This window comes from Fibrobacter sp., from assembly GCA_017503015.1.
Taxonomy (GTDB): domain Bacteria; phylum Fibrobacterota; class Fibrobacteria; order Fibrobacterales; family Fibrobacteraceae; genus Fibrobacter.
The window spans coordinates 1-24,864 of record JAFVTX010000062.1; the positions used below are offsets into that span (position 1 = coordinate 1).

Consider the following 24,864-nt stretch of genomic DNA (forward strand, 5'->3'; position numbering starts at 1 on the left):
TGATTGTCAGAGAACAAGTTAAGTGCATCCATTTCCTCTAACATCAAACTTCTAACACCAATAACAAAAAACTTACCTCAAACGGATCCTCGCCTTGGTTCGACTTCGCTCACCACAGGGCGCGAGGATGACACCATTTGTCCCCATCACACCCCATACCTCAAAGGGCCGCAGGCCCGACCTCACACCTCATACCCCTAGCCCCTTTTTACTACATTATGGCCACTATGCAGATTACAAAAGCTTCTCAACTTACTGGTGTTTTCCCCGCGTTGTTCACCCCGCTGATGGACGACGATCCCAAGTGTCTCCGCAACTCCGTCGACTACAAGAAGATGGAAAAGATGATTGACGACCTTATCGCTTCTGGCGTTTCCGGCATTCTCCCTGTGGGTACCACGGGTCAGAGTGCTACAGTCACCCACAGGCAGCACCTCGACATCATCAAGTTCACGCTGGACTACGTGGATGGCCGCGTGCCGGTGATTGCAGGTGCCGGCAGCAACTGCACCCGCGAATCCGTCGAGATGATCGAAGAAGTCCTGAAGATTGCGGAAGTCCCGGTCCTCTGCGTCACGGGTTACTACAACAACCCCTCGCAGGAAGGCATCGAGAAGCACTTCAAGACGCTCAGCTCCGAAACGGGCGCAAAGATTATCATTTACAACGTGCCGGGCCGCACCGCCAGCTACGTCCACCCCGACACCCTCATCGCCCTTTCCGAAGACAAGAACATCATCGGACTCAAGCAGGCGGTCGATTTCCGCATTGGCGAAAAGTTCCACGAAGACACGAAGCGCGTGATCAACGAGACGAAGAACAACGACTTTGCTGTTCTGAGCGGCGAAGACGGATTCTTCATCGACATGCTGGAGATGGGCGGCACGGGCCTCGTGAGCGCAACGGCGAACATCCCCGAAGCGGCAAAGATTTTCGTAGACCTGTACAAGGCCTTCCAGAAGGGCGAGTTCCAGAAGTGCGACGACCTGCAGGACGCCGCCCGCGACTACGTGGAAGCGACCTTCTGCCGCAAGAACCCGATTCCTCTGGGAACGATGTTCAACAGCCCGCTCTTCCAGCCGATGACGAGCGTGAAGGATACCGCCCGCGGTGACGAAGCCGTGGCCCGCATCATGAAGCTCATCAACGAAAAGGCCGAAAGCCTGAAGAAGTACCATATCTAGACGAAAGACGAGAGATTGCCAAATAAATCTTTTCAAAAAATCTCTCGTCTGTAGCGAAGCAACACAATTGCGAAGCGTTCTCTCGTCTCTCGTCTATTTTTAACTAGGAGAATCCCATGGCAAAGAATAAATCCATTAGCGAAATCATCTGCGACTACATCAAGAAGCAGAAACTCTCCCCCATTCCCGTCCAGACCCTGAACGAGGAGGCCGCCTCCACACGCTACTTCGGTGGCGACCTCAAGGAATTCATCGCCGCGGCCAAGACGCTTGGCGCCAAGGGAATCTTCGTGGAAGAACTCTACCTCGAAGATGACGAGTTCTACTACGACAGCGGCATGGACGACGAAGAATACATGGCGCTCTACGGCAACGACGACTGCTGCAGCGACGGTCAGTGCAAGTGCGGCAAGTGCGAAGGCAAGAAAGGCAAGAAGGCAAAGGACGACGACGATTCCGATGTGGACGGCGTCTGGTTCGAGCCCGAAGACCTGGACGGTCTGGACCTGACCCTCCTGAAGCCCCAGATGGCCAAGTATATCGACCGTATCGGCGAATGCTGTGGCGCCCGCCTCACGGTTCCCGGCGTAGACCGCCTGGAAGTGGAAATCTTTGCCGACTGGTACGACAAGTTTGCCGAGCTGGTGGACGAAGCCTCCGAAATCATCGAGGAAGACCCCAACGGCGCTCTGGAAGCCATCGAAGCCATGTTCAAGGCCGAAGAAGAGGCTGACAAGAGCGTGAAGAAGATTGCGGCTCACCCCCCGAAAGGTGGAAAAAAGACAGCAAAGTCTAAAAGCAAGAAAAAGTAATCTGGCCTGACTTTGCTCCCACCTAAAGGTGGCCATGTCCACATAAGCGCTAAAGCGCTAAGTGGCCAAAGGTCGCAACCACGCCTGGTTAAGACCAGGCGTTTATTGCTCACGGAAAACCGCAAAAGTCTAAAAGCAAGAAGAAATAATTGCACCTGTCATGCCCGCGAAGGCGGGCATCTCCAATTCACAAATAAAAAAGCCACGATTTCTCCGTGACTTTTTTTGTATGATAAAAGAGATGCCGCATCAAGTGCGGCATGACAATTAGCGAGTAACGCGGACCCTCATCATCTGGCTACCCTGCTTGACCAGGTAGATGCCAGACTTGTGGAACCTTGCGAATAGTGCATCCTGGAGAGAAACGCCAGCAGCGACACTCAAGCGGCCCAAATTACGGCCCTGCATGTCGAACACCTGCAGTTCCTTGTCGCTATTCAAGGAGAAATGGACATTGCGGATGGATGCAGGCGGTTCGTACTTGGAGCCCTTGTCCACATCCTTTTCGGTAAAGGTGATGTTGTCCACATTCACGTAGCCACCGGTAAATTCTACGCGGAGGGTGTGGGTCCCTGCAGAAAGGGACGTGGTCACCCCGGTGAAGGACTTGTAGTCATCCCAACCGTCTGTCAGGATATCCGAAACCGTGCCCACATTTGTCCCATCTACGACGAGGTCGATAGAAGTTGTGCGGTTCTGGTCATCGCCCCTGGCGGCGGAGAGTTCAAAGGTATAGGTTCCGGTATAGGTAACGTTCACCGTATATTCGGCCCAGTTACCGGGTTCAATGTCTCCCAGGTAAGTTCCGCCATTGGTGAAGCCGCCGTCCTTGTTCTGGTAGTCTTCGAATTCAATCTTTCCGGGCAAAGTTCCTACAGCGGTCTGTGCAGCAGCGCTAGAAGTGGGGGTAGAAGCGGAGCTTGTGGGATTCGTGGAGGCGCTAGAAGAAGGCGTAGGGGCAGTTCCTATATACACTCGCGACACGGGGAAGTCAAAGTTGCAAGAGGCAGTTCCGCTACCATTACCAACTTCACCAAGAACTTTGGCTTCATACATCTTGCCGAGGTTCATACCGAGTTTCGCCCACTCTTCAAAGTGCTTTGTAATGTCAATGGTTCCGCAAGCACGAGCGGATTCACGAACACCATAGAACTGCTCAAAAGTGGCCTTTCCGTGAAGAGCCCACTGATCAACCTGAGTATGAGTCCACGCTTCATACTTTGCGCCATCGACAGTGTATTCGCCCTTTTTGGTCCAACCCCAACCCGTTCCACCTGGTTTATACTGACTGGCCCAGTTGTCCACGATGTAGTACTCAATCATGGGGTTTTCTGACCAACCATAAATACCGATGAAGGAGTATCCGATATTCTGTTGGCCACTCATGGACACTTTGAAATCGGCATACATGTGTCCAAGTTCCGTGTAAGACTTGTCCGAGTTAAAGGACAATCCCGAACGGCACAAATAATCATCGCTATTCTTAGCGATACACTCCATGGAACCGTCAGAATAGAAAGTGGCAGAACTAGCACCATTGCCGCCACGATACCACAACTCGTAATTATAGTCGCCAATCTTGCTGATGGTCTGGTACTCTTCGCCGTTTCGGGTTCCGCTTGTCCTTGCGGATTGTCCAGAATGAGTAGTCGTACTACAGAAATCCTGGGCCAGCGTTTGTGAGGTGAAAAGACCAAGGGATAGCAGAGCAGCTGTCCCGACCGAAAAATATCCCTTTTTCATATTGAACTCCTCTTCAGAATCCAATCCCAATGTAAACATATACAAAAAATCCCCAGATGTCACCGGGGATGTGTGTAAATTTATGTAAAGATGGCGATTTTCGCTTTTTTTTCAAGGAGATGCCCGCCTGCGCGGGCATGACAACATCAGGGCGTTTTTCGCGTTCTTTCCAAGGGGATGCCCGCCTGCGCGGGCATGACAAAATGTGGTTTTTGACGTTTTTGGGGTTATCGAGTCACTCGAACCTGCATAAAGCGGCCACCCTGCTTGACCAGGTAGATGCCCGGCTTCTGGAACATGGCAAGGAGAACCTGTTCCAGGGAGGTTCCCTGCGCCACGGTAACGCGACCCAAGAAGCGTCCCTGCATGTCAAACACCTGCAAATTCCTGTCGCCACCTACCGAGAACCGCGTTTTTGCCATGGCCATGGTGGCAGAGGAATACCACTGCCCGACAGACGACGAGGATTCTCCGATGGCAGACGAGAATATTTCCATAGCGGCGGAGGACACTTCCGAGGAGGAGGAACTTTCCGCAGTAGCGGAAGAAATTTCCAGGGCAGATGAAGAAGATTCTACCGATGCGGAGGATTCCGCCTGTGCAGACGAAGACGACTGCACCACAGCAGACGACGAAGACAACTTTGCAGAAGACGAAGACTGCTTCACGGAAGACGAGGACTGATTTGCAGAAGAAGAAGATGCCGTGGTTTTCTTGGTGAACTTGAGATTGTCCACATTCACGTAGCCCCCGGTAAAGGTCACGTGGAGGGTATGGGAACCGGCAGTAAGGTTTGTCGTTTCAGCCGTAAAACTGTCGTAATCGTTCCAACCGGTGGTCAATATGCCCGTAATGGAGGCCACCGCTTTTCCATCCACGGAAATGTCTACGGTTGTCGTACGATTCTGGTCGTCTTGTCGAGCGGCAAGGAGATCAACCGTGTAAACCCCTGCGGAAGTGACCGATATGGGGTATTCCAACCAGGCGTCCGGCTTGATTTCACCCACGATGTTTCCATAGACAGTCACTTCGTCACCACCACTGGTGGCAAAGTTTTCAAGTTCGATTATTCCAGGGATGTTGGTAACGGCAACAGGATTAACCGCAGAAGAACTACTGGCAGGATTGTTTACGCTGGAACTGGATGTGGGTGTGGAACCATTGCCAATATACACCCTGGCAACAGGGAAATCAGCAGTCCCGGAAACACCACAACCATTTCCCGTACAACCGGCCTCACCAAGAACCTTGGCCTCATAGAGTTTACCGTCGGCCATTCCAAGTTCTTTCCATTTTTTTATGTGAGCAGAAACATTGATAGTACCGCAATCGCGAGCCGATTTACGAACGCTAAAATACTGATGGAATTCTCGATCATTATTGCCTCCAATCGCAGGTCCAAAACGAGTATTGCGGTAAACGGTATACACGGCGCCATCAATTGTGTAGTCTCCCTTCTTGGTATCACCGACCCAGTCGCCCGGCATATACTGGGCCAGCGTATTGTCCACCACATAATATTCTACAAGACCATTGGGGGCACCGCTAACACCTTCCATCCAGCCGTAGACCCCAACGTATGAATAGCCTACGCCCGAAATATTTTGCTTAACCAACTTGAATTCCGCCATGATGTCGCCGCCAAGCTGGTCATAGGTCTTGTCGCTATTGAACTGCAAGCCCATGCGGCAAAGGTAATCGCCAGCCCCCTGGAAAGAGCAGCTCATGGAACCTTCGTTGTAAAAAGTGGCACTTCCCGACTGTGCATGGTCATACCATAACTGAAAGTCATAGTTGCCAACAGATCCCGTGACGTAGGAACCCGATACCGTCCTGCCTGTTCCGTTATGGCCTGTCGTACTGCAGAAATTCTGGGCCAGAACTTGTGTGGAAAGGAAACCAAGGGACAAGATCGTCAAAAGCTTGGCGGACTTTGGTAAAACACGCATATTGAACTCCTCTTCAGAATCCAATCCCAATGTAAACATATACAAAAAATCCCCGGATGTCACCGGGGATGTGTGTAAATTTATATAAAGATGGCGATTTTCGCGTTTTTTCAAGGAGATGCCCGCCTGCGCGGGCATGACAACTTGATCAAGCTCTATCGGAGCAACAATCCGGACTATTCCTCCGAAGAGTCGTCCTCCACCTGAACGCCTTCCACGTGGTCGAAGGTCTCCTTGGCCTCGGCGCTGTCCTGCTCGATGTCTTCCACGCTGGGGAGCGCAGTAGCGTCTTGCACCACATCGCCTTCGCGGAGGCTAATGGCCTTCACGCCCTGGGCATTACGGCCCGTGAGGCGGATGTCGGCGGCCTTGATGCGGATCACCTGGCCTTCGCGGCTGGTAATGATCAAGTCGTAGTCGTCGGCGACGCTTTCCACGAACACGGCAGGACCGATCTTGTCGGTGACCTTCAGGTTGATAACGCCCTTGCCGCCACGACGGGTAATGCGGTAGGTACCGGGTTCGCTCCGCTTGCCGAAACCGTTTTCGGTAATGGTCAGCACCTTGTTACCCGCCTTGAGCCACAGGAGCGAAATCACCTCGTCGCCTTCGGCAAGCTTGATACCGCGCACGCCGTGGGTTCCACGGCCCATGGGGCGGAAGCAGGTAATGGGGAACGTCAGTGCCTGGCCGTTTCGGGTGGCAAGCATCAGCAGGTCCTTCGGGATCGGGCGGCCTTCAACATCTTCGGAACCGTCCTCCCCTTCGGCCACTTCAGCTTCGGCAGTCTCGGCGGCCTGCTCCACGGCATCGTCAGCTTCGCTGGCATTCAGCGAAGCCTTGTATTCCTCTTCGGTCATGCCCACCAGCTGCACCTTCACCAGTTCGTCGTCTTCGTCCAGGCGAATAGCGTTCACGCCGGCCTTGCGGGGGCGGCTGAACAGGGTCAGGTCCATCTTGTTGATGATACCCTTCTTGGTGGCAAACACCAGGCAGAAGAACCCGCCGAACTTGCGCACCGGCACAATGGCCTGTACCTTTTCGCCTTCGGTAAGTCCCACGAAGTTGATGATGGGGCGGCCCTTGCCGTTGCGGGTGCCTTCGGGCAGGCGGTAAACCTTGGTCCAGTAGGCACGGCCCTTGTTGGTGAACACCAGCAGGTAGCTGTGGGTGCTGGCCGTGAAAATCTGGTCCACGTTGTCCTCGTCCTTGAGGGTTGCACCGATAATTCCCTTGCCGCCGCGGTTCTGGGCCTTGAAGGTATCAATGGGCAGGCGCTTGATGTAGCCTTCCTTGCTCAGGGTAATCACCTGTTCCTCTTCGGCAATCAGGTCTTCGTAGTCCAGGTCATCTACAGAATCTTCGATGCTGGTGCGGCGTTCGTCGCCGAACTTGGACACCACAGCATCCAGCTTTTCCAGCACGATGGCGATACGGCGTTCCCGTTTGGCGAGAATGTCCTTCAGGTCGGCCACGGTGGCGATAAGCTCGTTGTATTCCGCTTCCAACTTTTCCAAGTTCAGGCCGGTGAGCTGGGCAAGACGCATATCCACAATGGCCTGGGACTGGATGTCGTCCAGGTTGAAGCGGGCCTGCAGGTTCTGCTTCGCCAACTCCGTAGTCTTGCTGTTCTTGATAATCTGCACCACCTCGTCGATATTCTGGGTGGCAATACGCAGACCCTCGATAATGTGGAGGCGTGCTTCCGCCTTCTTCAAGTCGAACTGGGTGGCGCGGGTAATCACGTCCATGCGGTGGTCCACATAGACCTGAATCAGTTCCTTGAGGGTCAAGAGCTTGGGCAGGTTGTTCACCAAGGCCAGGTTGTAGATGCTGAAGGTGGTCTGCAACTGGGTGTTCTTGTACAGGTTGTTCAACACCACTTCGGCAACGGCGTCACGACGCAGTTCAATCACAATCCGCATACCTTCGCGGTTGGATTCGTCGCGGATGTCGGTAATGCCGTCCACACGCTTCTCGCGGACCAGTTCCGCAATCTTCTTGCAGAGCTCCGCCTTGTTCACCATGTAGGGAATCTCGGTCACCAGAATGCGGGGCTTGCCCTTGCTGTCGGTTTCCACCTCGGTACGGGCGCGCACACGCACACGGCCGTGCCCTGTCAGGTAGGCGTCACGGATACCCGCACGTCCACAAATCACCGCCCCCGTAGGGAAGTCCGGGCCCGTCACCAGCTGCAGCAGGTCCTCGTCGGGAATCTCGGGGTTCATGGCCACCGCATGGATGGCGTTCGCGATTTCACGCAGGTTGTGGGGAGCCATGGAGGTGGCCATACCCACGGCAATACCCGTGGTACCGTTCACCAGCATGTTGGGGAGCGCCGAAGGCAGCACCAGCGGCTCTTCCAGGGACTCGTCGTAGTTGGGTCCCATGTCCACGGTGTCCTTTTCCAAGTCCTCCAGCATCAGGGCACCCAGGTTATTCATCTTGGCTTCGGTGTAACGCATGGCGGCAGCGCCGTCACCGTCGATAGAGCCGAAGTTCCCCTGACCGAACACCAGCGGGTAGCGCAGGGAGAAATCCTGGGCCATACGCACCAAAGTCTCGTACACGGCGAAGTCGCCATGGGGGTGGTACTTACCGATCACGTCACCCACGATACGGGCACTCTTGACTGTCGCCTTGTTGGGAACCACGCCCAACTTGTGCATGCTGAACATGACGCGACGGTGCACCGGCTTGAAACCGTCACGGGCGTCGGGCAAGGCGCGGGCCACAATCACGCTCATGGAGTAGCGCAAGTAGCAATCCTGCATGTCCTGTTCAATCAGGCTCTTGAACTGCGTTCCTGGTACCAATTCTTCTGACATTCGATCTTTCCTTTTAGTGGTTGGCGGTTTCCACCAACATCTCGTTTATTACTTTCAAACTCTTTTCGTCGGTCTGGTCTATGCGGTGGGGCGTGACGGTGGCATAGCCCTGTTCCAGCAGATAGTCGTCACTATCCTCGGGCTGCTCGTTCCACATCTTTTCACCGTCCAGCTGCCACAGGCCATTCTCGTGACCGTAGTGGTCCGTAAACATTCCAACGGCCATCTTCGCTGCCCTGAACCCCTTGAAGGTTTCGACGGTAGCCTTTGGAAAATTCACGTTCCAGAAAACGCCCTTGGGAATTGCCCCGTAAAGACGCTCCTTCACCACCTTCGCGGCAAAATCCGCCGCCGTCTGCAACAAATCCGCACCGGTCCCCCGGAGCGAAAGGGCAATACCCGGCACCCCCCAGAGGGCAGATTCGCGGGCTCCAGCCACGGTCCCCGAATAAAGGGATGACACCCCGGAATTTTCGCCCACGTTCACTCCCGAAAAACACACGTCAAAGGCCCCGGCCAAAGGCCCTGGACCTGCCCCCTCGGTAGATAGCCCGTAAAGGGCGAAATGCCCCAGGGCAAACTTCACGCAGTCGGCCGGCGTCCCGTCCATGGAATAGGCCCTGGCAGAACCAGCCGCCTCCCCCAGGTCCACCGCCTTCAGCGAAAGCCCGCGACGCACCGTAAAGGCGTGAGAAACCCCGCTCTGCTCATGCTCCGGAGCAAAGACGAACACCTCCCCGTAGGGGGAAAGGGCGCGGGCCAAAGCGCAAATATTCTCGCTCTGAACACCGTCGTCGTTGGTGATCAGAATGCGGGGTTTCGGGGTATCTTGCATGCGCCCTAAAAGATAGCAAATTTTACCACAAAAGGGGGAAAAATCCCCCTGGTTCACACGCGCTTCCGCTTGTTGTTCACCACCCCCTTAAGCGGGGGCACGCCCCCGCAACGCCCCCACCGAAAAACTATCTTTTGGACATGTACACGGAACCGAAATTTTTGGCCATGAAGGACAAGTCCAAAGCCAAGCGGATGGCCGAACTCCTGCGGGTCATCATCTTGCAGCTGGGCGACGACGTGCCCCGCGCCAGGCGGGAATTCGAGACCTACGCCGGCTGGATGAAACTGCCCGAAGGAGAACGCCTAGTAGGCAAGAACCAGGCCCAGATGATTGACCTGTACAAGACCTTCCGCACGCGGGCGGGCCTCGGGTTCGAACGGGATGTTTACCTGGAGCAGGAACCGGGGGACCGCGAAACTCCGAACGAGAAGCCCATCCCCTTCGCCGTGCTGGTACACAACCTGCGGAGCGCCTTCAACGTAGGCTCCATCATCAGGAGCACGGACTGCTTCGGCCTCGAAGGAGTCCACCTGAGCGGCTACAGTTGCGGCCCCGACCACGTGACGGTAAAAAGTGCCGCCCGGGGCTGTCAGGAATGGATTCCCATCAAGCGCTGGGAAAGCCCCATGGACTGTATCAAGTGGCACAGGGAAAACGGCTACGAAATCATCGCGCTTGAAACCGGCGAAGACATTCCAAGCATTACCGAAGTGAAATGGCCCGAAAAGGGGCTCATCATCCTCGGCAACGAGGAACTGGGAATCGCCCCCGAACTCATGGAACAGGCCACCCTGAAGGTCACAATCCCCATGGCAGGGCGCAAGGCCAGCATGAACGTTGCGGGAGCATTCGCCATCATGGCGTTCTGCCTACGGAACAAACAATAAACTATATTGACAGAGTATTCAAGCAGGAGGACCCTATGGAAAACAACGGGAAAGCCCCTATCGTGCGCCCCCCCATCAGTGAAACGGCACTGACCAAGAAACTGCTGGATTTCTATTCCTTTATCCTGTGCGTCCTATGCGCCACCTGGCTCATCAAGACTTTTATCGAGCGCAAGTATCCGAAGCAAGACGACAAAAAGCAGGACTAGGGTGTTACGCTAGTCCTTGAGGCAACGGACAGAGAGGCCACAGTCCCCATCCCAGTCTATTATAAGCAAAGGGTCACCCGTCAAAAAAATACCATACGCTACATCGCTACCATGCTCTGTAGAACTCCAAAAAGACGCATTGTAGCCGCCGTTCAAGAATTCCGCATCGCTACCATCCGCTTCGATGCGCCAGTAACCACCGGGGAGTGCCGAGAAAGAATAGTCATCCGTACCATTCAGGCTACTATAGTTAAAGTCTTTCCACCCACTAGTGGTCGCCAACTTGGTGCCTGCAACATCCTCGCCACCAACAAACTCAATTAAGGTTTCGAATTCCCCCTTGCTGGGCAGGTGCCAGCCTGCAGGACAAGCCTCCGTCGCCGTTTTCCAAATGTACAGCTGACCATACTTGGCGCAGTTGGCTTCCTCTTCTTCATAGCAGAAACTGTCCTCCAGTTTGTAGTTCAAATTCTCAGCCATCCACTCCTGGTCGCCAATCTTGACGGTTCTGTAGGTCTGTCCATCGCGTTCGTCAGTCAATGTTCCCATAACAACGGACACATCGGGTTTTACGCTGCTGGAAGAAGGAGCTTTCTCATTGCTCGATTCTGGAGAAGGCTTCGAGAAACCCGGCGGAAGTTCGCTACTCACTTCGGTTCCCGATTCGCTACTGCAGGCAACAAATGCCGCCATCGCGGCAATAGAAAGTACAAGACACAGTTTCCGCATATCCACCTCTCAAAGAAGTTTCCATCGTTTAATCTATATAAAAGCCTTCAGGAATGCAAATACGAGGGCAAAAAAAGGGGCTATAATGCTAAATAACCTTTCAAGGAAACTCGCAGGGACTAACAGTCACAAGAGTTTCCGCCTGCGGTAAATTTTCATACCTACAGAAGTAGGCCTTGCCATCAGTTGTACCTGTAAAACCATAGCCATCGCTTATTTTTTGACCGAGATGTGTACTTCCCAAGAGAGCAGTCGAATGAAATGAATCTGCGAGCGAGGGATGTACACATCGAGGGAAAGATTTATTAAATAGAGCTAGAATCACTTATCCAGCACATGATGACGCCACTTGCCGCCGACCCAACGACGCCAGAAAATAATGGGCGCGGTACTGTAGACCGCCACCACCGCAATCCAGGCGTAATGGGCCGGCAGTTGGAACACATAAGCGGAAAGGTAAAGCGCTCCCGCCACGCACCAGTTCATGATGGCGCTGGCGAACATGACCCACAAAGTATCCCCCGCCCCACGCAAGGCCCCCGCATAGATGACTAACAGCACCTCCACAAAAATATACAGGGAGGCAAACCGGAGCATAAAAATACTCATGGGGCGCGCCGCATCAAAAATGGCCATAGCTTCCGCCGAAGCCTCCGCTATGTCGGGCCTGAAAATGTCGGTCAGCACGCCCGGCAAGAACACGAACAGCACTCCGGTAATCAAGGAATAGCCCCACCCTAGGCGCAACCCCGAGTAAGTAGATCGCGTAGCGGCAGCGGCATTCTTCGCCCCCACGTAACGGCCCACAAGGCTTGTGGACGCGACCTCCAACCCCATCAGGGGAACGTAGGCCACCATGTCCCAGTTGAACATGACCGACGACGCCGTGGCGGGTTCGGGTCCAAGAGCGTGGAACATGAGAATCAACAGCTGGAACGCCGACATGTTCAAGAACATCTCCACTCCCGACGGAATCCCCCGCTGCAAGAGTTCTCGTGTCAAGGGCCAGCTAAAAGCAAAAGAGGAACGGGTACCAAAACGGCTGTTGTAGAACTTGCCGAAAAACTTTGCAAACAAAATAATGGTTGAAACCGCGTTCCCGATAAGGGTTCCATAGGCCGCCCCCGCCACCCCCAGCGCAGGAATCGGACCGAGACCATATATCAACACAAAGTTGCAGGCCACATTCACAATCATGCCCACAAAGGCAGCCTTCATCACGATTTTCGTCTCGCCGATACCGCTAAAGAAACAGGGCGCCACGTTCCGCACCAGGTTGATGATACCGCCGAACATCAAAATATCGAAGTAGGTCTTCTGGTATTCCAGCTGGTCTGCAGCCAGATTTTCCATGCCGAAAATAAAATGCCCAAGAGGGATGGTCAGGTACAAAATGGGTACGCACACCAGCGACACGTACAGGGCCTGCATAAAGACCTTGGCACATTCCCCATGGCGTTTTGCCCCCAGACGCTGGGCCACCATGGCAGTGGTGTAACTGATGGCCCCCGTAAAGAACATGGTGAGCGCCAGTTGCACCGCGCCAGCTCCCAGGGCCGCGTTCATTTCGGCAGGACCCAGCTTGGAGAGGAACAGGCGGTCGATAAAGGTCATGAAGGTGTCAAAAGACATGGACAGGAGCATGGGGAGTGCCACCACCAGCACATCCTTCACGTCGCCATTTTTCTTGAATTTTGACGGCCTATAGAACTTATTGAGTATCGCACCGACCATATTGGGCGACAAATATAGTTTTTTTTCTATCTTTGCGCTACTATGTTTTCACAGCTGACTGACTCTCTAGAATCTACTCTCAAGAACCTGCGCGGGCAGGGCAAGCTCACCGAAGAAAATGTCGCCGAATCGCTGCGCGAAGTGCGCCGTGCATTCCTCGAAGCCGACGTGAACTTCAACGTGACCCGCGACTTCGTTAAGGCCGTCAAGGAAAAGGCCATGGGCACCGAAGTGCTGAACTCGGTGACCCCCGGTCAGCAGATCGTGAAAATCATCCACGACGAACTCGTGGCCGTGATGGGGGGCGAAACCAAGGAAATCAATCTCTCCGGTCCCGCTCCGGTAGGCATCATGATGGTGGGTCTCCAGGGTTCCGGCAAGACCACCTTCGCCGGCAAGATCGCCCTCTGGATGAGCAGCAAAAAGAAGAGGAGGCCGCTCCTGGTGGCCGCCGACGTGTACCGCCCCGCCGCTATCAAGCAGTTGCAGGTGCTGGGCAAGTCTATCGGCATTCCCGTGTACGACGAAGGTCAGGGCAATCCGGTCGAAATCATCAAGCACGGTTACCAGTACGCCAAGGACAACGGCTTTGACCTGGTGATTTACGATACCGCAGGCCGCTTGCAGATCGACGAAGAGTTGATGCAGGAACTGGAAAAGGCCCGCGACGCCGTTCACCCCGACGAAATCCTGTTCGTGGCAGACGCCATGATCGGTCAGGAAGCGGTGAACGTGGCAGAGACCTTCTGGAACCGCCTGAACTTTACGGGCGTTTGCCTTTCGAAGATGGATGGCGACACCCGCGGCGGTGCAGCGCTCAGTATTAAGAAGATGACGGGGGTACCCATCTGCTTTATCGGTGTCGGCGAAAAGCTCCCCGAAATTGAACTGTTCCACCCAGACCGTATGGCCAGCCGAATTCTCGGCATGGGCGACGTGGTGAGCCTTGTGGAAAAGGCCCAGCAGGTCATCGACGAAAAAGACGCGAAGGACCTGAAGAAGAAGATTCTCAACAACACCTTCGACCTGAACGATTTCTTGAACCAGTTGCGCACCATCAAGAAGCTCGGCCGCATCAAGGACATTCTGAGCCTGATTCCGGGCCTGAACAAGCTCCCCATCGACCAGATTGACGAAAAGGAACTGGTTTACGTGGAAGCTGTGCTCAGCTCCATGACGCCCAAAGAACGCAAGAAACCGCAGATTCTGGACGGCAGCCGCAAGGCACGCGTAGCCAAGGGTTCCGGCACCGAAATCGGTCGCGTGAACGCCGTGCTCAAGCAGTACGAGACCATGAAGGAAATGTTCAAGAAGGTCGGCGATTTTGCCCGCAAGCAGAACAACGGCGGACAAGTAGGGAGCAACTATACCCCGCCCAAGGTCAAAAAGAAGCGAAAATAAACTTCGGCAAAGCAGCGCTTGCCTCGCGCTTACGCAAGAGTAAGCGATTAAAGACTCGGGTCAACTCACTCAAGTTTTTTTGCGTGACTTTTTTTGTTGCGGTTATACGAAGTATAATCGGGAGCGCAAACTTGTTTGCGCGACTTTTTTTGTGTGTTTCGCGGGCACTTTCGGTGCCTGTATCATATACGCCGCGTTTTGCTTCATTCATAGAAAAATATTTTTCAAATATCACACTTTTTGCGATTTTTATACAAAAATTCAATTTTTTGTATCATTTTCTATTGATTTTTAGAATTTTTTAGGCTATATTACAAGCGTAAGGAAACGAACCATGAAACCGATTACCGAATACCAAGATTACCGCCGCTACATGCAGGACTTCTACGAAGAAAAGAAGAAGTCCGGCTTCACCTGGCGCGAGTTTTCGAAGGGCGCAGGATTTGCATCGCCCTCGTACCTCAAGCTGGTATGCGAGGGCAAGAGTTCGCTCAGCCGCGTCGGACTCCCGCGCGTCGCAAACGCCATGGGGCTTGCAGGTTACGAGCGTACCTACTTCGAGAAGATGGTCGAGTTCGGGAATGCGTCGAACGACGAAAAGAAGAAGGCCGCGTTCACGGAACTCACCCGCATCGCCGAGGAACAGAAGGCTCGCGTTATTGATTCCGACATATTCGCCTACTACGAATCCGCCATAAACTCCATCGTGCGCGAACTTGCACCCCTGATGCCGGGGGCACTCCCGAACGAGATGGCAAAGCGAATCAAGCACCTCTACACTGCGCAGCAGGTCCGCGATTCGCTTGCGATGCTCACTCGCGCAAAATTCCTCGAAGAAACCGGCGAGAATGTTTACCGCCAAACAGACAAGGCGATTACCGGCTCGACGGAGGCGATTCCTTTGGCGCTGCGCAGCATGAACCGCGAAATGAGCGACCTTGCGAAAGAAGCGATCGACAAAATTGACGTACACGAGCGAAACATCTCTGGAGTGACCATGGGCGTCGATGCCCCAACTTTTGCACGAATTTCTGAAGAAATCGACAAATGCCGCCGCAACGTGATTGCGCTCGCAAACGGCTGCAAGAACATCGACCGCGTTTACCGTTTAAACCTTCAACTTTTCCCGCTTACGGAAAACGTATAGGAGAAAGTACCATGAATACCTCTAAGAAATTTTTCTCCATCATAATCATGCTGTTTACATCTGCTCTCGCCCTGATGGCGGTTACCTCGCTTGTGGCCTGCGGGAACGACAACACCGCCGGCACCGACGAGCAACCGAATTCCATCACCGCAGCACTCGACAGCGCTACTACCGAATGGTTCCAGGAACACACGCTCGTCGCCCCGGAAACACAAAGTTCGCCCTGCATCGACTGCCCTCACGATATCATCATTCACGATCCGACAGACGACACCCAAGCCCCAAAAATCCAGGCGGAAAATGGATACCTGTACCACGTCGCAAACGAAAGTTTTGAATCCATCGTCTGCGAGAACGACTCGAACTGGTTCGTCTACTCTGTAAGTGTAAACGACTCTGTTACACAAAAGCGCCTGACGCTCCCGGATTCGTCAACGGCCGAAGCCTTTGAAGCGGACTGCGAAGAAGAGAGCGGAGCATTCGTGTCGGACACGGCTACGACCATCGAAGGTCAGCACAGTTTCAATTGTAGCCTTACAATTCCCAACGACGAAACATCAAGCGACGATAGAACAAAATACGTCGACGCATACTGGAAAAAATATGTAGAACTTATCATCGGCATCTGCCGGAACTAAAAATCTTAAAATGTTAGGAGGGAACCTATGAACACCATAACCAAAACCATCATCTGCGGGATTGCCGCATTCGCGTTGTACGCCTGCTCAAGCGACAACTCCACATCGCCGGAACACACCGGCACAGCAAGCCCCCAGACCGGCATCGACAAGGGCGTCCAGCAAATATCCCTCGGGCCAAGCGAAGAGGCCGCCTATATCGAGACAATTCTCGAGGGGAAGCCGATCAGCAACATGATTGCGGTCGACCCCCCGCAGTGCGTCAACGACACCGACGGAGTTGAGTGGTGCCCGCCCTACAGGGTGAAAACGGAATCGGGAACACTGTTACACGCCTGGGGCGGAATCGCCGAGACCATATACTGCGAAAGAGCAAGCGACACCATTTCATTAGATGTATTCCTGCACAACAACACCATCACAAAGAGGTGGATTAACCCGCTATTCACCGCATTCGACGAAGCCAAGGAAGAGTTCAGGGATTCCTGCGCCAGCGAAAGCGGCAGAATCACAGAAGATACCGAAAGCACTATCGCCTGCGAACTCACGCTGGAGCCGCTCAATACCGACAAGGAATACACGCCTCCCCCCGAAGGTGAAATTAGCCTGGAGTTCTCGTTCCACTACTACGACCCGAGTTGGGAAGTATTCGCATCAAAAACCATCTGGCCCTGCAGGATTCCAGCCGTTATCGAAGAATAAGGCACGAAAACCGCGAAAAATCATACATTTCATGAAAAATTACATTATATGAAAAAATTTTTCGTATAGTGTTTTCTTTTTTGTAAGAAAAATGGTAGATTGTAGACAGCAATATTTTCAAAAAACGAAAAAACAACAAAAAAAAAGGAAAATAAATGGCATCTACCTCCTATTCCGCTAACGCGCTCGTCACAGCCCTCAAGAAACCCCGTGACAAATTCACCAAGGAAGATATCAAGAAGTACATCTTCGACAACGGCATCCGCCACCTGAACTTCATGTACGCCGGCGGAGACGGCCGTCTCAAGACCCTCAACTTCGTCATCAACGATGCCGACTACCTGGACGAAATTCTCAGCTGCGGCGAACGCGTAGACGGTTCATCGCTGTTCAGCTACATCGAAGCCTCCTCCTCCGACCTCTACGTGGTGCCGAAATTCTCCTCCGCATTCATGGACCCGTTCGCAGAACTCCCGACTCTCTGCCTGCTCTGCAGTTTCTTCAACAAGGACGGGCAGCTGCTGGAATCTTCTCCGGAATACACCCTCCACAAGGCCTGCGAAGCCTTCAAGAAGGAGACCGGCATGGAATTCCAGGCCATGGGCGAACTGGAATACTACGTAATTGCCGACGACACAGGCGAGTTCCCTGCCGTTGACCAGAAGGGCTACCACGAATCCGCCCCGTTTGCCAAGTTCAACGAGTTCCGCCAAAAATGCATGCTCTACATCGCCCAGGCCGGCGGCCAGATCAAGTACGGCCACAGCGAAGTGGGCAACTTCACCCAAGACGGCAAGCTCTACGAGCAGAACGAAATCGAGTTCCTCCCCTGCCCCGCCGAAGACGCTGCCAACCAGCTCACCATCGCCAAATGGATGATCCGTAACCTGGGTGCAGAATTCGGCCTAGACGTGACGTTCGCCCCGAAGATCACCGTAGGCAAGGCGGGCTCGGGCCTGCACATCCACATGCGCATCATGAAGGACGGCAACAATCAGATGCTCAAGAACGGAGTCATCAGCGATACCGCCCGCCGCGCCATCGCAGGCATGATGAAGCTTGCCCCCTCCATCACCGCGTTTGGCAACCAGAACCCCACCTCTTACCTGCGCCTGGTGCCCCATCAGGAAGCCCCCACCAACGTGTGCTGGGGCGACCGCAACCGCTCCGTGCTGGTACGCGTACCGCTGGGCTGGGCATCCAAGACCGACCTCTGCAAGATTGCGAACCCGAACGAAAAGGGCACAAGCTACGACACCCACCAGAAGCAGACCGTGGAAATGCGTTCCCCGGACGCCAGCGCCAACGTGTACCTGCTCATGGCCGGCCTCTGCGTCGCTTGCCGCCACGGCCTTAGCCTCAAGGACGGCCTGAAGGTGGCCGAACAGACCTACGTGAACGTGAACATCCACAAGAAGGAAAACGCGAAGCTGTTGAGCAAGCTGGACACCCTGCCCGACAGCTGCTGGGCCAGCGCCGACTGCCTTGCCAAGCAGCGCAAGGTCTACGAGGAATTCGGCGTGTTCAGCCCCGCCATGATCGACGGCATCATCGACCAGCTGAAGGCCTTCAAGGACAAGACGCTCCGCGCCCAGGTCACCAAGTCCAAGACCGCCATGCAGAAGCTCGTGAAGACATACTTCTACTGCGGGTAATGAAATGGGCGCAAAAAATGCGCCTCAAGGTTCCGATTATAAAAAAGGCTCCGGTTTGTCCGGAGTCTTTTTTCAGGATTGTTTCAACTTTTTCTTGCGGGAATACATCTGCTGGTCGGCGCGTTCGAACACCTGGGCCACATTCCTGTCCTTGGCAGGCTCAAAGCAGGCCATGCCGCAGGCCACCACCACGCCACCCTTTTTCTGGTTCTCCTGAACGATTCCGTCAATCTGTTCCTGGAGGTCTTCGCGCCTTCTGTAGTCGAAGTCCCGAAGGATGACAGCAAACTCGTCGCCGCCTATGCGGAACACCGGGCTGTGCTTGAAGATTTCGCAGACCAGCTTGGCCGCCCCGCAAATATATTCGTCTCCGGCCTTGTGCCCCTTGGTGTCGTTCACCTCCTTGAGGCCGTTTACGTCGCAGACGGCAACGGCAAATTCCTGACAGGCGCCGGACTGTATTTCATGGTCCAGCCTGGTCTCGAATTCCACGAAGGCGTTCTTGTTCTTGACTCCCGTAAGGCTGTCCCTGTGGGATTTTTCGAGGGCAAGGCTCAGGGCTTCGGAGAACTCGTGCTCCCTGCGGACCTGGGCGTCGATGTTGCTCACCGCAATAACAATATGTTCTTCGCCGGAGGCCACCGCCTTCATGTTCATGTACGTGGGAACGCCGTGGACCAGCAGGCGATAGGTGTAAGAGAAACTGCCGCTGTTGTCCAATTCCTTCAGTAGGGTATCCTTCACGAGAACCGCCGAAAGCAGTTCCCGGTCCTCTTCGTAGATGACCCTCTGCAAGTTTTTCTGACAGTCGCCCCAAAAATCATCCCCGCTTTCTTCGATAGCCAGTTCCTTGTAAAATTCCTTGGCCTTGTATTCCGCGTAGTGGTCGGTCTTGCGGTTCACGCGGTAGATGGTGACGTACTGGTTTGCAAGGGCCAGGGCGATTTGACCATAGGTAGCGCTCTTGGAAGTTTCCTGCTCCAGCTTTTTCTGCTGCTTAACCTGGGAATCCACGTTGCAGACGCCCACCACCAGGTAGTTCTTGTCACCGAACTGGATGTGGACCGATTTCAGGGTATACCAGACAGGCTCCCCGTCAATCAGCAGGCGGTAGTTCAAGGTAAAGGGACTGCCATCCGACGTTTCGACCAGTACGTTTTCCTTGGTCAAGGCCCTGGAAAGCATGCCCTGGTCCGCCTCGAAGACCACGTTCTTCAGGTTTTTCTGCACATCTCCCCAGAACTCGTTACCGGAGTAGTCCAGCTGCAGTTGGCGGTAACCGCCACGGGAGGAATACTCCGCATAACGGTCCGTCTCGATATCTACAAAGTACACGCTCTCGTAATCCAGGGAGAGAGCCATGGCCATTTCAGAGAAAGATTGGGTTCCGTCCATGGCCTAAAATCTATATCTTTTCTACGAGGGTGGCGGATAGCCCCAGAAAAAACGGGGTTTTAGGGGTGTCCCCTAGGAGAGGGGGTGATGGAGGACGCGAAAAGCCACGATGAAAGCGGATAGGAGATCCCCGCCTGCGCGGGGATGACAAGGTGGTGGCGGGGATGACAAGGTGGCGGCGGGGATGACAAGGTGGTGGCGGGGATGACAAGGTGGTGGCGGGGATGACAAGGCGGTGGCGGGGATGACAAGGTGGTGGCGGGGATGACAAGATGGGCTGAGCGGCCGAAATCAGGGGGAGGCTTCCCCCTCTTGGGTAAAAAAAGGACTAGTTTCGTGTCAAAACTGGCGATTTTCGGTCAAAATCGTCAATTTTAGGGCATTTGGGCCCCGCCAGCTTAATATTAGTTTATCCGTAAAGAACGGAAAAATTTTACATTCCGTCCTTTACACACAAGTTTTTTGTTGTTATATTTGGCCTCAAAAAGAAACAATCAACCCTAAAAGAGGTTAAAATGGCAACTGTTATCCGTCTCGCTCGCTTTGGCAAGCGTCACAACCCCATCTACCGCGCCGTGGTCATCGACAGCCGCAAGGCCCGCGACGATAGCTTTATCGAACAGGTGGGTTTCTACAACCCCAACCTGAAGAAGCCGGAAATCCGCTTCGAACAGGAAAAGGTCCTCAAGTGGCTCCAGACCGGCGCACAGCCCTCTGACACCGTCCGCAGCCTCCTGAAGAAGGTGGGCATCATGGAACTGTTCCACGAGCTCCGCGCCGGCCGCTCCATCGAAGGCAAGGTCGCTACTCCTAAGGCTGACAAGGCCAAGAAGGCCAAGCTCGGTCCCAAGGCTCTCGCCAAGATCGAAGCTGAAAAGGCCGCCAAGGAAGCCGCCGCTGCCGAAGCCGCTGAAGCCGCCGAAGCTCCTGCCGAAGCCGCCGCTGAAGCCCCTGCCGAAGCCTAATCAAATTCTTTTGAAGAGTCCTGTGCCAAGCGCACAGGGCTTTTTTCGTCTAGAGGCGTCTCCGCAAAGCTTTCCGCTCCAGCGGATCCTCGCCTCCGCGAGGATGACGATGTTTAAAACCCGCAGGCCCGACCTCACACCTCCCTAGATCCTAGATCCTAGCCCCTAGATCCTAGCCCCTAGATCCTAGCCCCTAGCCCCTAGATTCTAACCCCTATCCCCTACCCAATGCCCGACTACTCCAACTACATCACCGTCTGCGAACTTATGGGAAGCCATGGTGTCAAGGGCTTTATCAAGGCCCGGCCCACGACCCATGACCCGGAGCGCCACAAGCTGTTGAAGGCCGTGGTGGTGGAAAAGGTGAACGGGCAGTTCGTGGAACTGGAAGTGGAAGAGTCCAAGCTGGCGGGGGCGCTCTGGCACCTGAAGTTCAAAGGTTTCGATACTCCGGAATCCTTGCGGCCCCTGGTGAACGGGAGCCTGATGGTAAGCCCCGACGAGCGTATTCCCGCCCCCGAAGGGGAGTTCTACCTGGACGACCTGGCAGGCTTTGCGGTCAAGCTCTCGGACGGACGCACCGTAGGCGAAGTGCTGGAGGTGCAGGAACTGCCCACTGTAGACGCCTTCCTCATCAAGTTTGCCGAAGAAGCCCAGGCGGAGTTTTCCAAGAAGCCCATCCTTGCCCCCTGGATTGAGGACTGCGTGTCAGAAATTGACGAAGAAAACCGGGCCATCGTCTGCGACGGCGACTACCTGCGGGCGCTGTGCCCCGAGGAGCGCCCATGAGAATCGACTGCATCACCATATTCCCCGAGATGTTTGCCCCCATGAAGCAGTCCATCATGGGCCGCGCCCAGAGCAAGGGAATTCTGCAGTTCAACACCGTGTTTTTGCGGGACTTTGCCGTGAACGACTACGGCCAGGTGGACGACGTGCCCTACGGTGGCGAACCGGGGATGGTGCTCAGACCTGAACCCCTGGCCCAGGCTATCCGTAGCACGGGCGTCAAGGAAGACGGCGGCAAGGTCATCTACATGACCGCAGACGGTATCCCCCTCACCCACCAGATTGCCGCGGACCTTTCCAAGGAAGAACACCTGGTCATCGTGTGCGGGCACTACAAGGGAATCGACGACCGCATACGCCAGTCCGAGGTGGACATGGAAATTTCCATCGGGGATTTCGTGGTGAGCGGGGGCGAACTGCCCGCCATGCTCCTGACCGACGCCGTGGTGCGGCTAAAAGACGGGGCCCTCGGGAACCGTGAATCCGGCGACACGGACTCCTTTGCCCAGGGGCTACTGGGTTGGCCGGTCTATACCCGCCCCGAGGTTTTCGAGGGCAAAAAGGTACCCGAAGTGCTGCTTTCGGGTCACCACAAGAACATTTCTGAATGGCGGAAGCAGGAATCCTTGAAAAGAACCGAGGAAAGACGCCCCGACATCCTTGAAAAATTCAAATTAAATGCTAAATTTGGCGACAAATAATTAAGAGGTACACATTATGTCCCTGAACATCGAAGCTATCCATAACGAAAACGTAAAGGCCGAAGCCCCGAGCTTCCGCGCCGGTGACACCGTCACTGTGAACGTAAAGGTTATCGAAGGAACCAAGGAACGCATCCAGCCTTTCAAGGGCGTTGTGATCCAGCAGAAGAACTCCGGCATTTCCAAGACCCTCACGGTCCGCAAGATGTCCGGCGCCGTCGCCGTGGAACGCATTTTCCCGGTGAACTCCCCCCGTATCGAATCCATCGTCCTGGATCGTGCCGGTAAGGTCCGCCAGTCCCGCATCTACTACATGCGTAACCTCCGCGGTAAGGCCGCCCGTATCGACGAACGCGAGGCCTAATTAGGCTTTCGGGGGTGATTTCCCGATGAACGGGAATTCCCGACAACAAGTTATCCCGCCCACGCACTCAAGCGTGAAGGCGGGTTTTGTTGTATATTCCCACGACGACCAGGAGCGAAAAATCATCATCCTGGACAAGGGCGAACTTGCGGCAGTGGATAATTCCCTGACTCCCCGCAAGGTGCACTTTACCATGCAGCCCGGCGACCTGGTAGGGGTAGCCGCCCTATTGGAGCGGGAACCTTTCCGCTACGACCTGGAGGCCACCAGGGATTCCGAAATCACCGTGGTGGGCGAAGACTGCATGGAGTCCGAACTCAAGAGCATTCCCCTGTGGCTTTTGGCGGTAATCCGCGAGCTTTCGGCCAGAAATCGCCAGCGGAAAGAAGCTGGTCGCCATAGCCGGGCCGCTAATTCCCTCGTAAGCCTCTCCGAATTCTGCAGGCACCTGAAAAAAGGCGAGCCCTACCCGCTAGAAAGCCTTGTGCAGGAATTCTGCTGGCAGACCAAGGCCTGCGCCCCCGAAGTCAAGGAAGACCTGAAGGCACTCAGCCGCCGCAAGTTCGTGGAGATTGCCGGGATGGACCCCGTGGTGACGGTCACCCAGCCCGAACTTTTGGAACTGTTCGTGGACTACCTGGAATCCGAAGCGCAAGAAAAACCCTGGCCGCCCCTGCAGCTCACGCTGAACCAGAAGAAGGCCCTTGTTAGGTTATCTATAACCGAAAGTGACTTGTCCCAAGACCCTCCGGCATGGCTCGCCTTTTTCCAGAAGAACAACATTGCCCTCACCGCCGCCGACTGGATAAAGATGCAGGGACTGGGCTGGTTCGTAAACACCAAAGACAACCTTTTCGCCCCAGATTCCAAGAAGATTGAATATTTCCTCTTGGCGCTGCGCTACGAAATCAACCTGAGGGGGGTGCTGTAATGAAGCTCTCCGCCGGTGATTTTCTGTGCCTGGAAGGGGACTTCGCCAGTTCCCTCTACATCGTCATTTCGGGCTCTCTTTCAGGGACAGGCAGCGCCCAGACCGCCGCGACCCCAAGGCTGTTCGAACCGGGCGACATCATAGACGTGTTCGGCCTGCTGGAACACGCCCCCAGGGAATACACCCTGAAGGCCGAAGAAGACTGCGAAATCCAGGTGGTGGAACACGAACAACTTAAGGCCATCCTGGACGAAAAGCCCTCGTGGCTCCGGTCCATCATCGAATTTCTGATCCGCCGGAACCACATCGGCGAAGAAAACGCCCGCAAGAGCAACCAGGTGCAGGCCCTGCCTTCGTTACTTTACCTGCTCTCTGGCATTCTGAAGGAACAGGGCGGCAACACCGCTCCCATGGCAACTGTTTCTGCACGGGCCGCCCGCATGAACGGCACCCGCCCCGAAGAATGCCACAAGCTGTTCAAGGTCCTCCAGGAACTGGGTGTCCTCAAGATTCAAGAAAATTCGCTGCAGGTGCAGTCCCCGGAACTGGTGCATCTGCTTTACGAGACGTTGCGCTACCGCGCACTGGAACAAAAGATCAGCCCCAACATCCTTTCCATGACCGACCAGATGGTGCTGACGGTATTCATCAGGCTTTCGCAGCGGAGCAAGGACCCGCTTAGAAACGGGCTCAGCGCCATCTCTACGGCGGACCTAAAAAAGGAATCCAAGAAATCCATGCACGGCATGACCCTCACCACCCGCACCATCGGCGCACTGGTGGAAAAGGGCATACTGACGCCGTCGACCTCCCTGGACTTTCACCAGCCCCTGGACCAGGCGGAATTCTTTTTCGGGGATTTCGACCGGATTATGGACCTGCTAGAACTGAACCGGATTTTCCCGCTGCTGGACAAGAAGCTGGTGGAGTAGCCCTTGTGATTTTAGGCACAATGTATCACGCGTCACAATCCGACTTAGGTGAAATAATCTATATATGTCATTGGGTGAAAAATACAAAAACCTTACAAAAGGAGAAATCATGAAAAAACTACTCTGGACGTCGGCGATGGCACTCACGGCTGCCGCCTGCATGACCGCCTGCGACGACAGCAGCAGCGGTGCCAGCAACAGCATCCCCGAATTCAAGACCGAGGCCGCCCTCCCCGACACCTGCGAGATGGAAGTGGCCAAGGCCGGCGACACCTATTTCGCCTGCTTCGAGAACAAGTGGATCGAAGTCACCGACTCCGCCACCGTGGAA

Annotated in this window: 24 protein-coding genes; 16 read left to right on the top strand and 8 right to left on the bottom strand. The window is 54.6% G+C overall.

All coding sequences use genetic code 11. The features are described from left to right. Positions 1–227: 227 nt before the first annotated feature. Positions 228–1,184 carry a 4-hydroxy-tetrahydrodipicolinate synthase gene (gene dapA / locus IKB43_11360; protein ID MBR2470724.1) on the top strand — a complete coding sequence of 319 codons (957 nt, stop codon included), beginning with the start codon at positions 228–230 and terminating at the stop codon, positions 1,182–1,184. Positions 1,185–1,300: 116 nt separating this feature from the next. After that, complete coding sequence (locus IKB43_11365; protein MBR2470725.1) at positions 1,301–1,996, top strand: hypothetical protein; 696 nt, start codon at positions 1,301–1,303, stop codon at positions 1,994–1,996. Between the two features lie 267 nt (positions 1,997–2,263). Here the strand turns inward: IKB43_11365 and IKB43_11370 are convergent, their stop codons facing one another. The 4 genes from IKB43_11370 to surE all read right to left on the bottom strand — a co-directional run bounded on the left by IKB43_11370 (position 2,264) and on the right by surE (position 9,351). After that, positions 2,264–3,739: a glycoside hydrolase family 11 protein gene (locus IKB43_11370; GenBank protein ID MBR2470726.1), complete on the bottom strand. Its 1,476-nt coding sequence runs from the start codon at positions 3,737–3,739 to the stop codon at positions 2,264–2,266. Between the two features lie 227 nt (positions 3,740–3,966). Further along, positions 3,967–5,688 (bottom strand): glycoside hydrolase family 11 protein, encoded by a 1,722-nt coding sequence (locus tag IKB43_11375; GenBank protein MBR2470727.1) that lies wholly within the window; start codon positions 5,686–5,688, stop codon positions 3,967–3,969. Positions 5,689–5,864: 176 nt separating this feature from the next. Further along, positions 5,865–8,516 carry a DNA gyrase subunit A gene (gene gyrA, locus IKB43_11380; GenBank protein MBR2470728.1) on the bottom strand — a complete coding sequence of 884 codons (2,652 nt, stop codon included), beginning with the start codon at positions 8,514–8,516 and terminating at the stop codon, positions 5,865–5,867. Between the two features lie 13 nt (positions 8,517–8,529). After that, a complete protein-coding gene (surE, locus tag IKB43_11385; protein MBR2470729.1) occupies positions 8,530–9,351 on the bottom strand; it encodes a 5'/3'-nucleotidase SurE in 822 nt (273 codons plus the stop codon). 140 nt (positions 9,352–9,491) lie between these two features. On the opposite strand from surE, the gene IKB43_11390 reads away from it, so the two are divergent. Then, complete coding sequence (locus tag IKB43_11390; GenBank protein MBR2470730.1) at positions 9,492–10,241, top strand: TrmH family RNA methyltransferase; 750 nt, start codon at positions 9,492–9,494, stop codon at positions 10,239–10,241. A 35-nt stretch (positions 10,242–10,276) separates the two neighbouring features. Beyond that, positions 10,277–10,450, top strand: coding sequence for a hypothetical protein (locus IKB43_11395; GenBank protein MBR2470731.1), 174 nt, complete (start codon positions 10,277–10,279; stop codon positions 10,448–10,450). Positions 10,451–10,459: 9 nt separating this feature from the next. On the opposite strand, the gene IKB43_11400 is transcribed toward IKB43_11395, so the two are convergent. Continuing rightward, complete coding sequence (locus IKB43_11400; protein ID MBR2470732.1) at positions 10,460–11,179, bottom strand: fibrobacter succinogenes major paralogous domain-containing protein; 720 nt, start codon at positions 11,177–11,179, stop codon at positions 10,460–10,462. A gap of 321 nt (positions 11,180–11,500) precedes the next feature. Further along, positions 11,501–12,913, bottom strand: a complete 1,413-nt coding sequence (locus tag IKB43_11405; GenBank protein ID MBR2470733.1) for an MATE family efflux transporter — start codon at positions 12,911–12,913, stop codon at positions 11,501–11,503. A 42-nt stretch (positions 12,914–12,955) separates the two neighbouring features. Between IKB43_11405 and ffh the strand changes: the two genes are divergently transcribed. Next, a complete protein-coding gene (gene ffh / locus IKB43_11410; GenBank protein ID MBR2470734.1) occupies positions 12,956–14,314 on the top strand; it encodes a signal recognition particle protein in 1,359 nt (452 codons plus the stop codon). On the opposite strand, the gene IKB43_11415 is transcribed toward ffh, so the two are convergent. Then, positions 14,295–14,525 carry a hypothetical protein gene (locus IKB43_11415; protein ID MBR2470735.1) on the bottom strand — a complete coding sequence of 77 codons (231 nt, stop codon included), beginning with the start codon at positions 14,523–14,525 and terminating at the stop codon, positions 14,295–14,297. The two genes, ffh and IKB43_11415, sit on opposite strands and share 20 nt — an antisense overlap. Before the next feature lie 123 nt (positions 14,526–14,648). Between IKB43_11415 and IKB43_11420 the strand changes: the two genes are divergently transcribed. From IKB43_11420 to IKB43_11435, 4 genes are all read left to right on the top strand, one after another. Further along, positions 14,649–15,461, top strand: coding sequence for a TIGR02147 family protein (locus IKB43_11420; protein ID MBR2470736.1), 813 nt, complete (start codon positions 14,649–14,651; stop codon positions 15,459–15,461). Positions 15,462–15,472: 11 nt separating this feature from the next. Continuing rightward, complete coding sequence (locus IKB43_11425; GenBank protein MBR2470737.1) at positions 15,473–16,099, top strand: hypothetical protein; 627 nt, start codon at positions 15,473–15,475, stop codon at positions 16,097–16,099. Between the two features lie 27 nt (positions 16,100–16,126). Continuing rightward, positions 16,127–16,801 carry a hypothetical protein gene (locus tag IKB43_11430; GenBank protein MBR2470738.1) on the top strand — a complete coding sequence of 225 codons (675 nt, stop codon included), beginning with the start codon at positions 16,127–16,129 and terminating at the stop codon, positions 16,799–16,801. Between the two features lie 155 nt (positions 16,802–16,956). After that, positions 16,957–18,456 carry a glutamine synthetase gene (locus IKB43_11435; protein ID MBR2470739.1) on the top strand — a complete coding sequence of 500 codons (1,500 nt, stop codon included), beginning with the start codon at positions 16,957–16,959 and terminating at the stop codon, positions 18,454–18,456. A 72-nt stretch (positions 18,457–18,528) separates the two neighbouring features. Here the strand turns inward: IKB43_11435 and IKB43_11440 are convergent, their stop codons facing one another. After that, positions 18,529–19,851, bottom strand: coding sequence for a GGDEF domain-containing protein (locus tag IKB43_11440; protein MBR2470740.1), 1,323 nt, complete (start codon positions 19,849–19,851; stop codon positions 18,529–18,531). A gap of 515 nt (positions 19,852–20,366) precedes the next feature. Between IKB43_11440 and rpsP the strand changes: the two genes are divergently transcribed. The 7 genes from rpsP to IKB43_11475 all read left to right on the top strand — a co-directional run. After that, complete coding sequence (gene rpsP, locus IKB43_11445) at positions 20,367–20,816, top strand: 30S ribosomal protein S16 (GenBank protein ID MBR2470741.1); 450 nt, start codon at positions 20,367–20,369, stop codon at positions 20,814–20,816. Positions 20,817–21,044: 228 nt separating this feature from the next. Continuing rightward, a complete protein-coding gene (gene rimM, locus IKB43_11450) occupies positions 21,045–21,605 on the top strand; it encodes a 16S rRNA processing protein RimM (protein ID MBR2470742.1) in 561 nt (186 codons plus the stop codon). After that, positions 21,602–22,306 (top strand): tRNA (guanosine(37)-N1)-methyltransferase TrmD, encoded by a 705-nt coding sequence (gene trmD / locus IKB43_11455; GenBank protein ID MBR2470743.1) that lies wholly within the window; start codon positions 21,602–21,604, stop codon positions 22,304–22,306. Before rimM ends, trmD begins: the two co-directional genes overlap by 4 nt. A 16-nt stretch (positions 22,307–22,322) precedes the next feature. Further along, positions 22,323–22,670 carry a 50S ribosomal protein L19 gene (gene rplS / locus IKB43_11460; protein MBR2470744.1) on the top strand — a complete coding sequence of 116 codons (348 nt, stop codon included), beginning with the start codon at positions 22,323–22,325 and terminating at the stop codon, positions 22,668–22,670. A gap of 25 nt (positions 22,671–22,695) precedes the next feature. After that, positions 22,696–23,601 carry a Crp/Fnr family transcriptional regulator gene (locus IKB43_11465; protein MBR2470745.1) on the top strand — a complete coding sequence of 302 codons (906 nt, stop codon included), beginning with the start codon at positions 22,696–22,698 and terminating at the stop codon, positions 23,599–23,601. Next, positions 23,601–24,533: a Crp/Fnr family transcriptional regulator gene (locus IKB43_11470; GenBank protein MBR2470746.1), complete on the top strand. Its 933-nt coding sequence runs from the start codon at positions 23,601–23,603 to the stop codon at positions 24,531–24,533. Before IKB43_11465 ends, IKB43_11470 begins: the two co-directional genes overlap by 1 nt. 109 nt (positions 24,534–24,642) lie before the next feature. Beyond that, positions 24,643–24,864, top strand: a 222-nt coding sequence (locus IKB43_11475; protein ID MBR2470747.1) for a hypothetical protein, incomplete at its 3' end; no start/stop codon positions are given.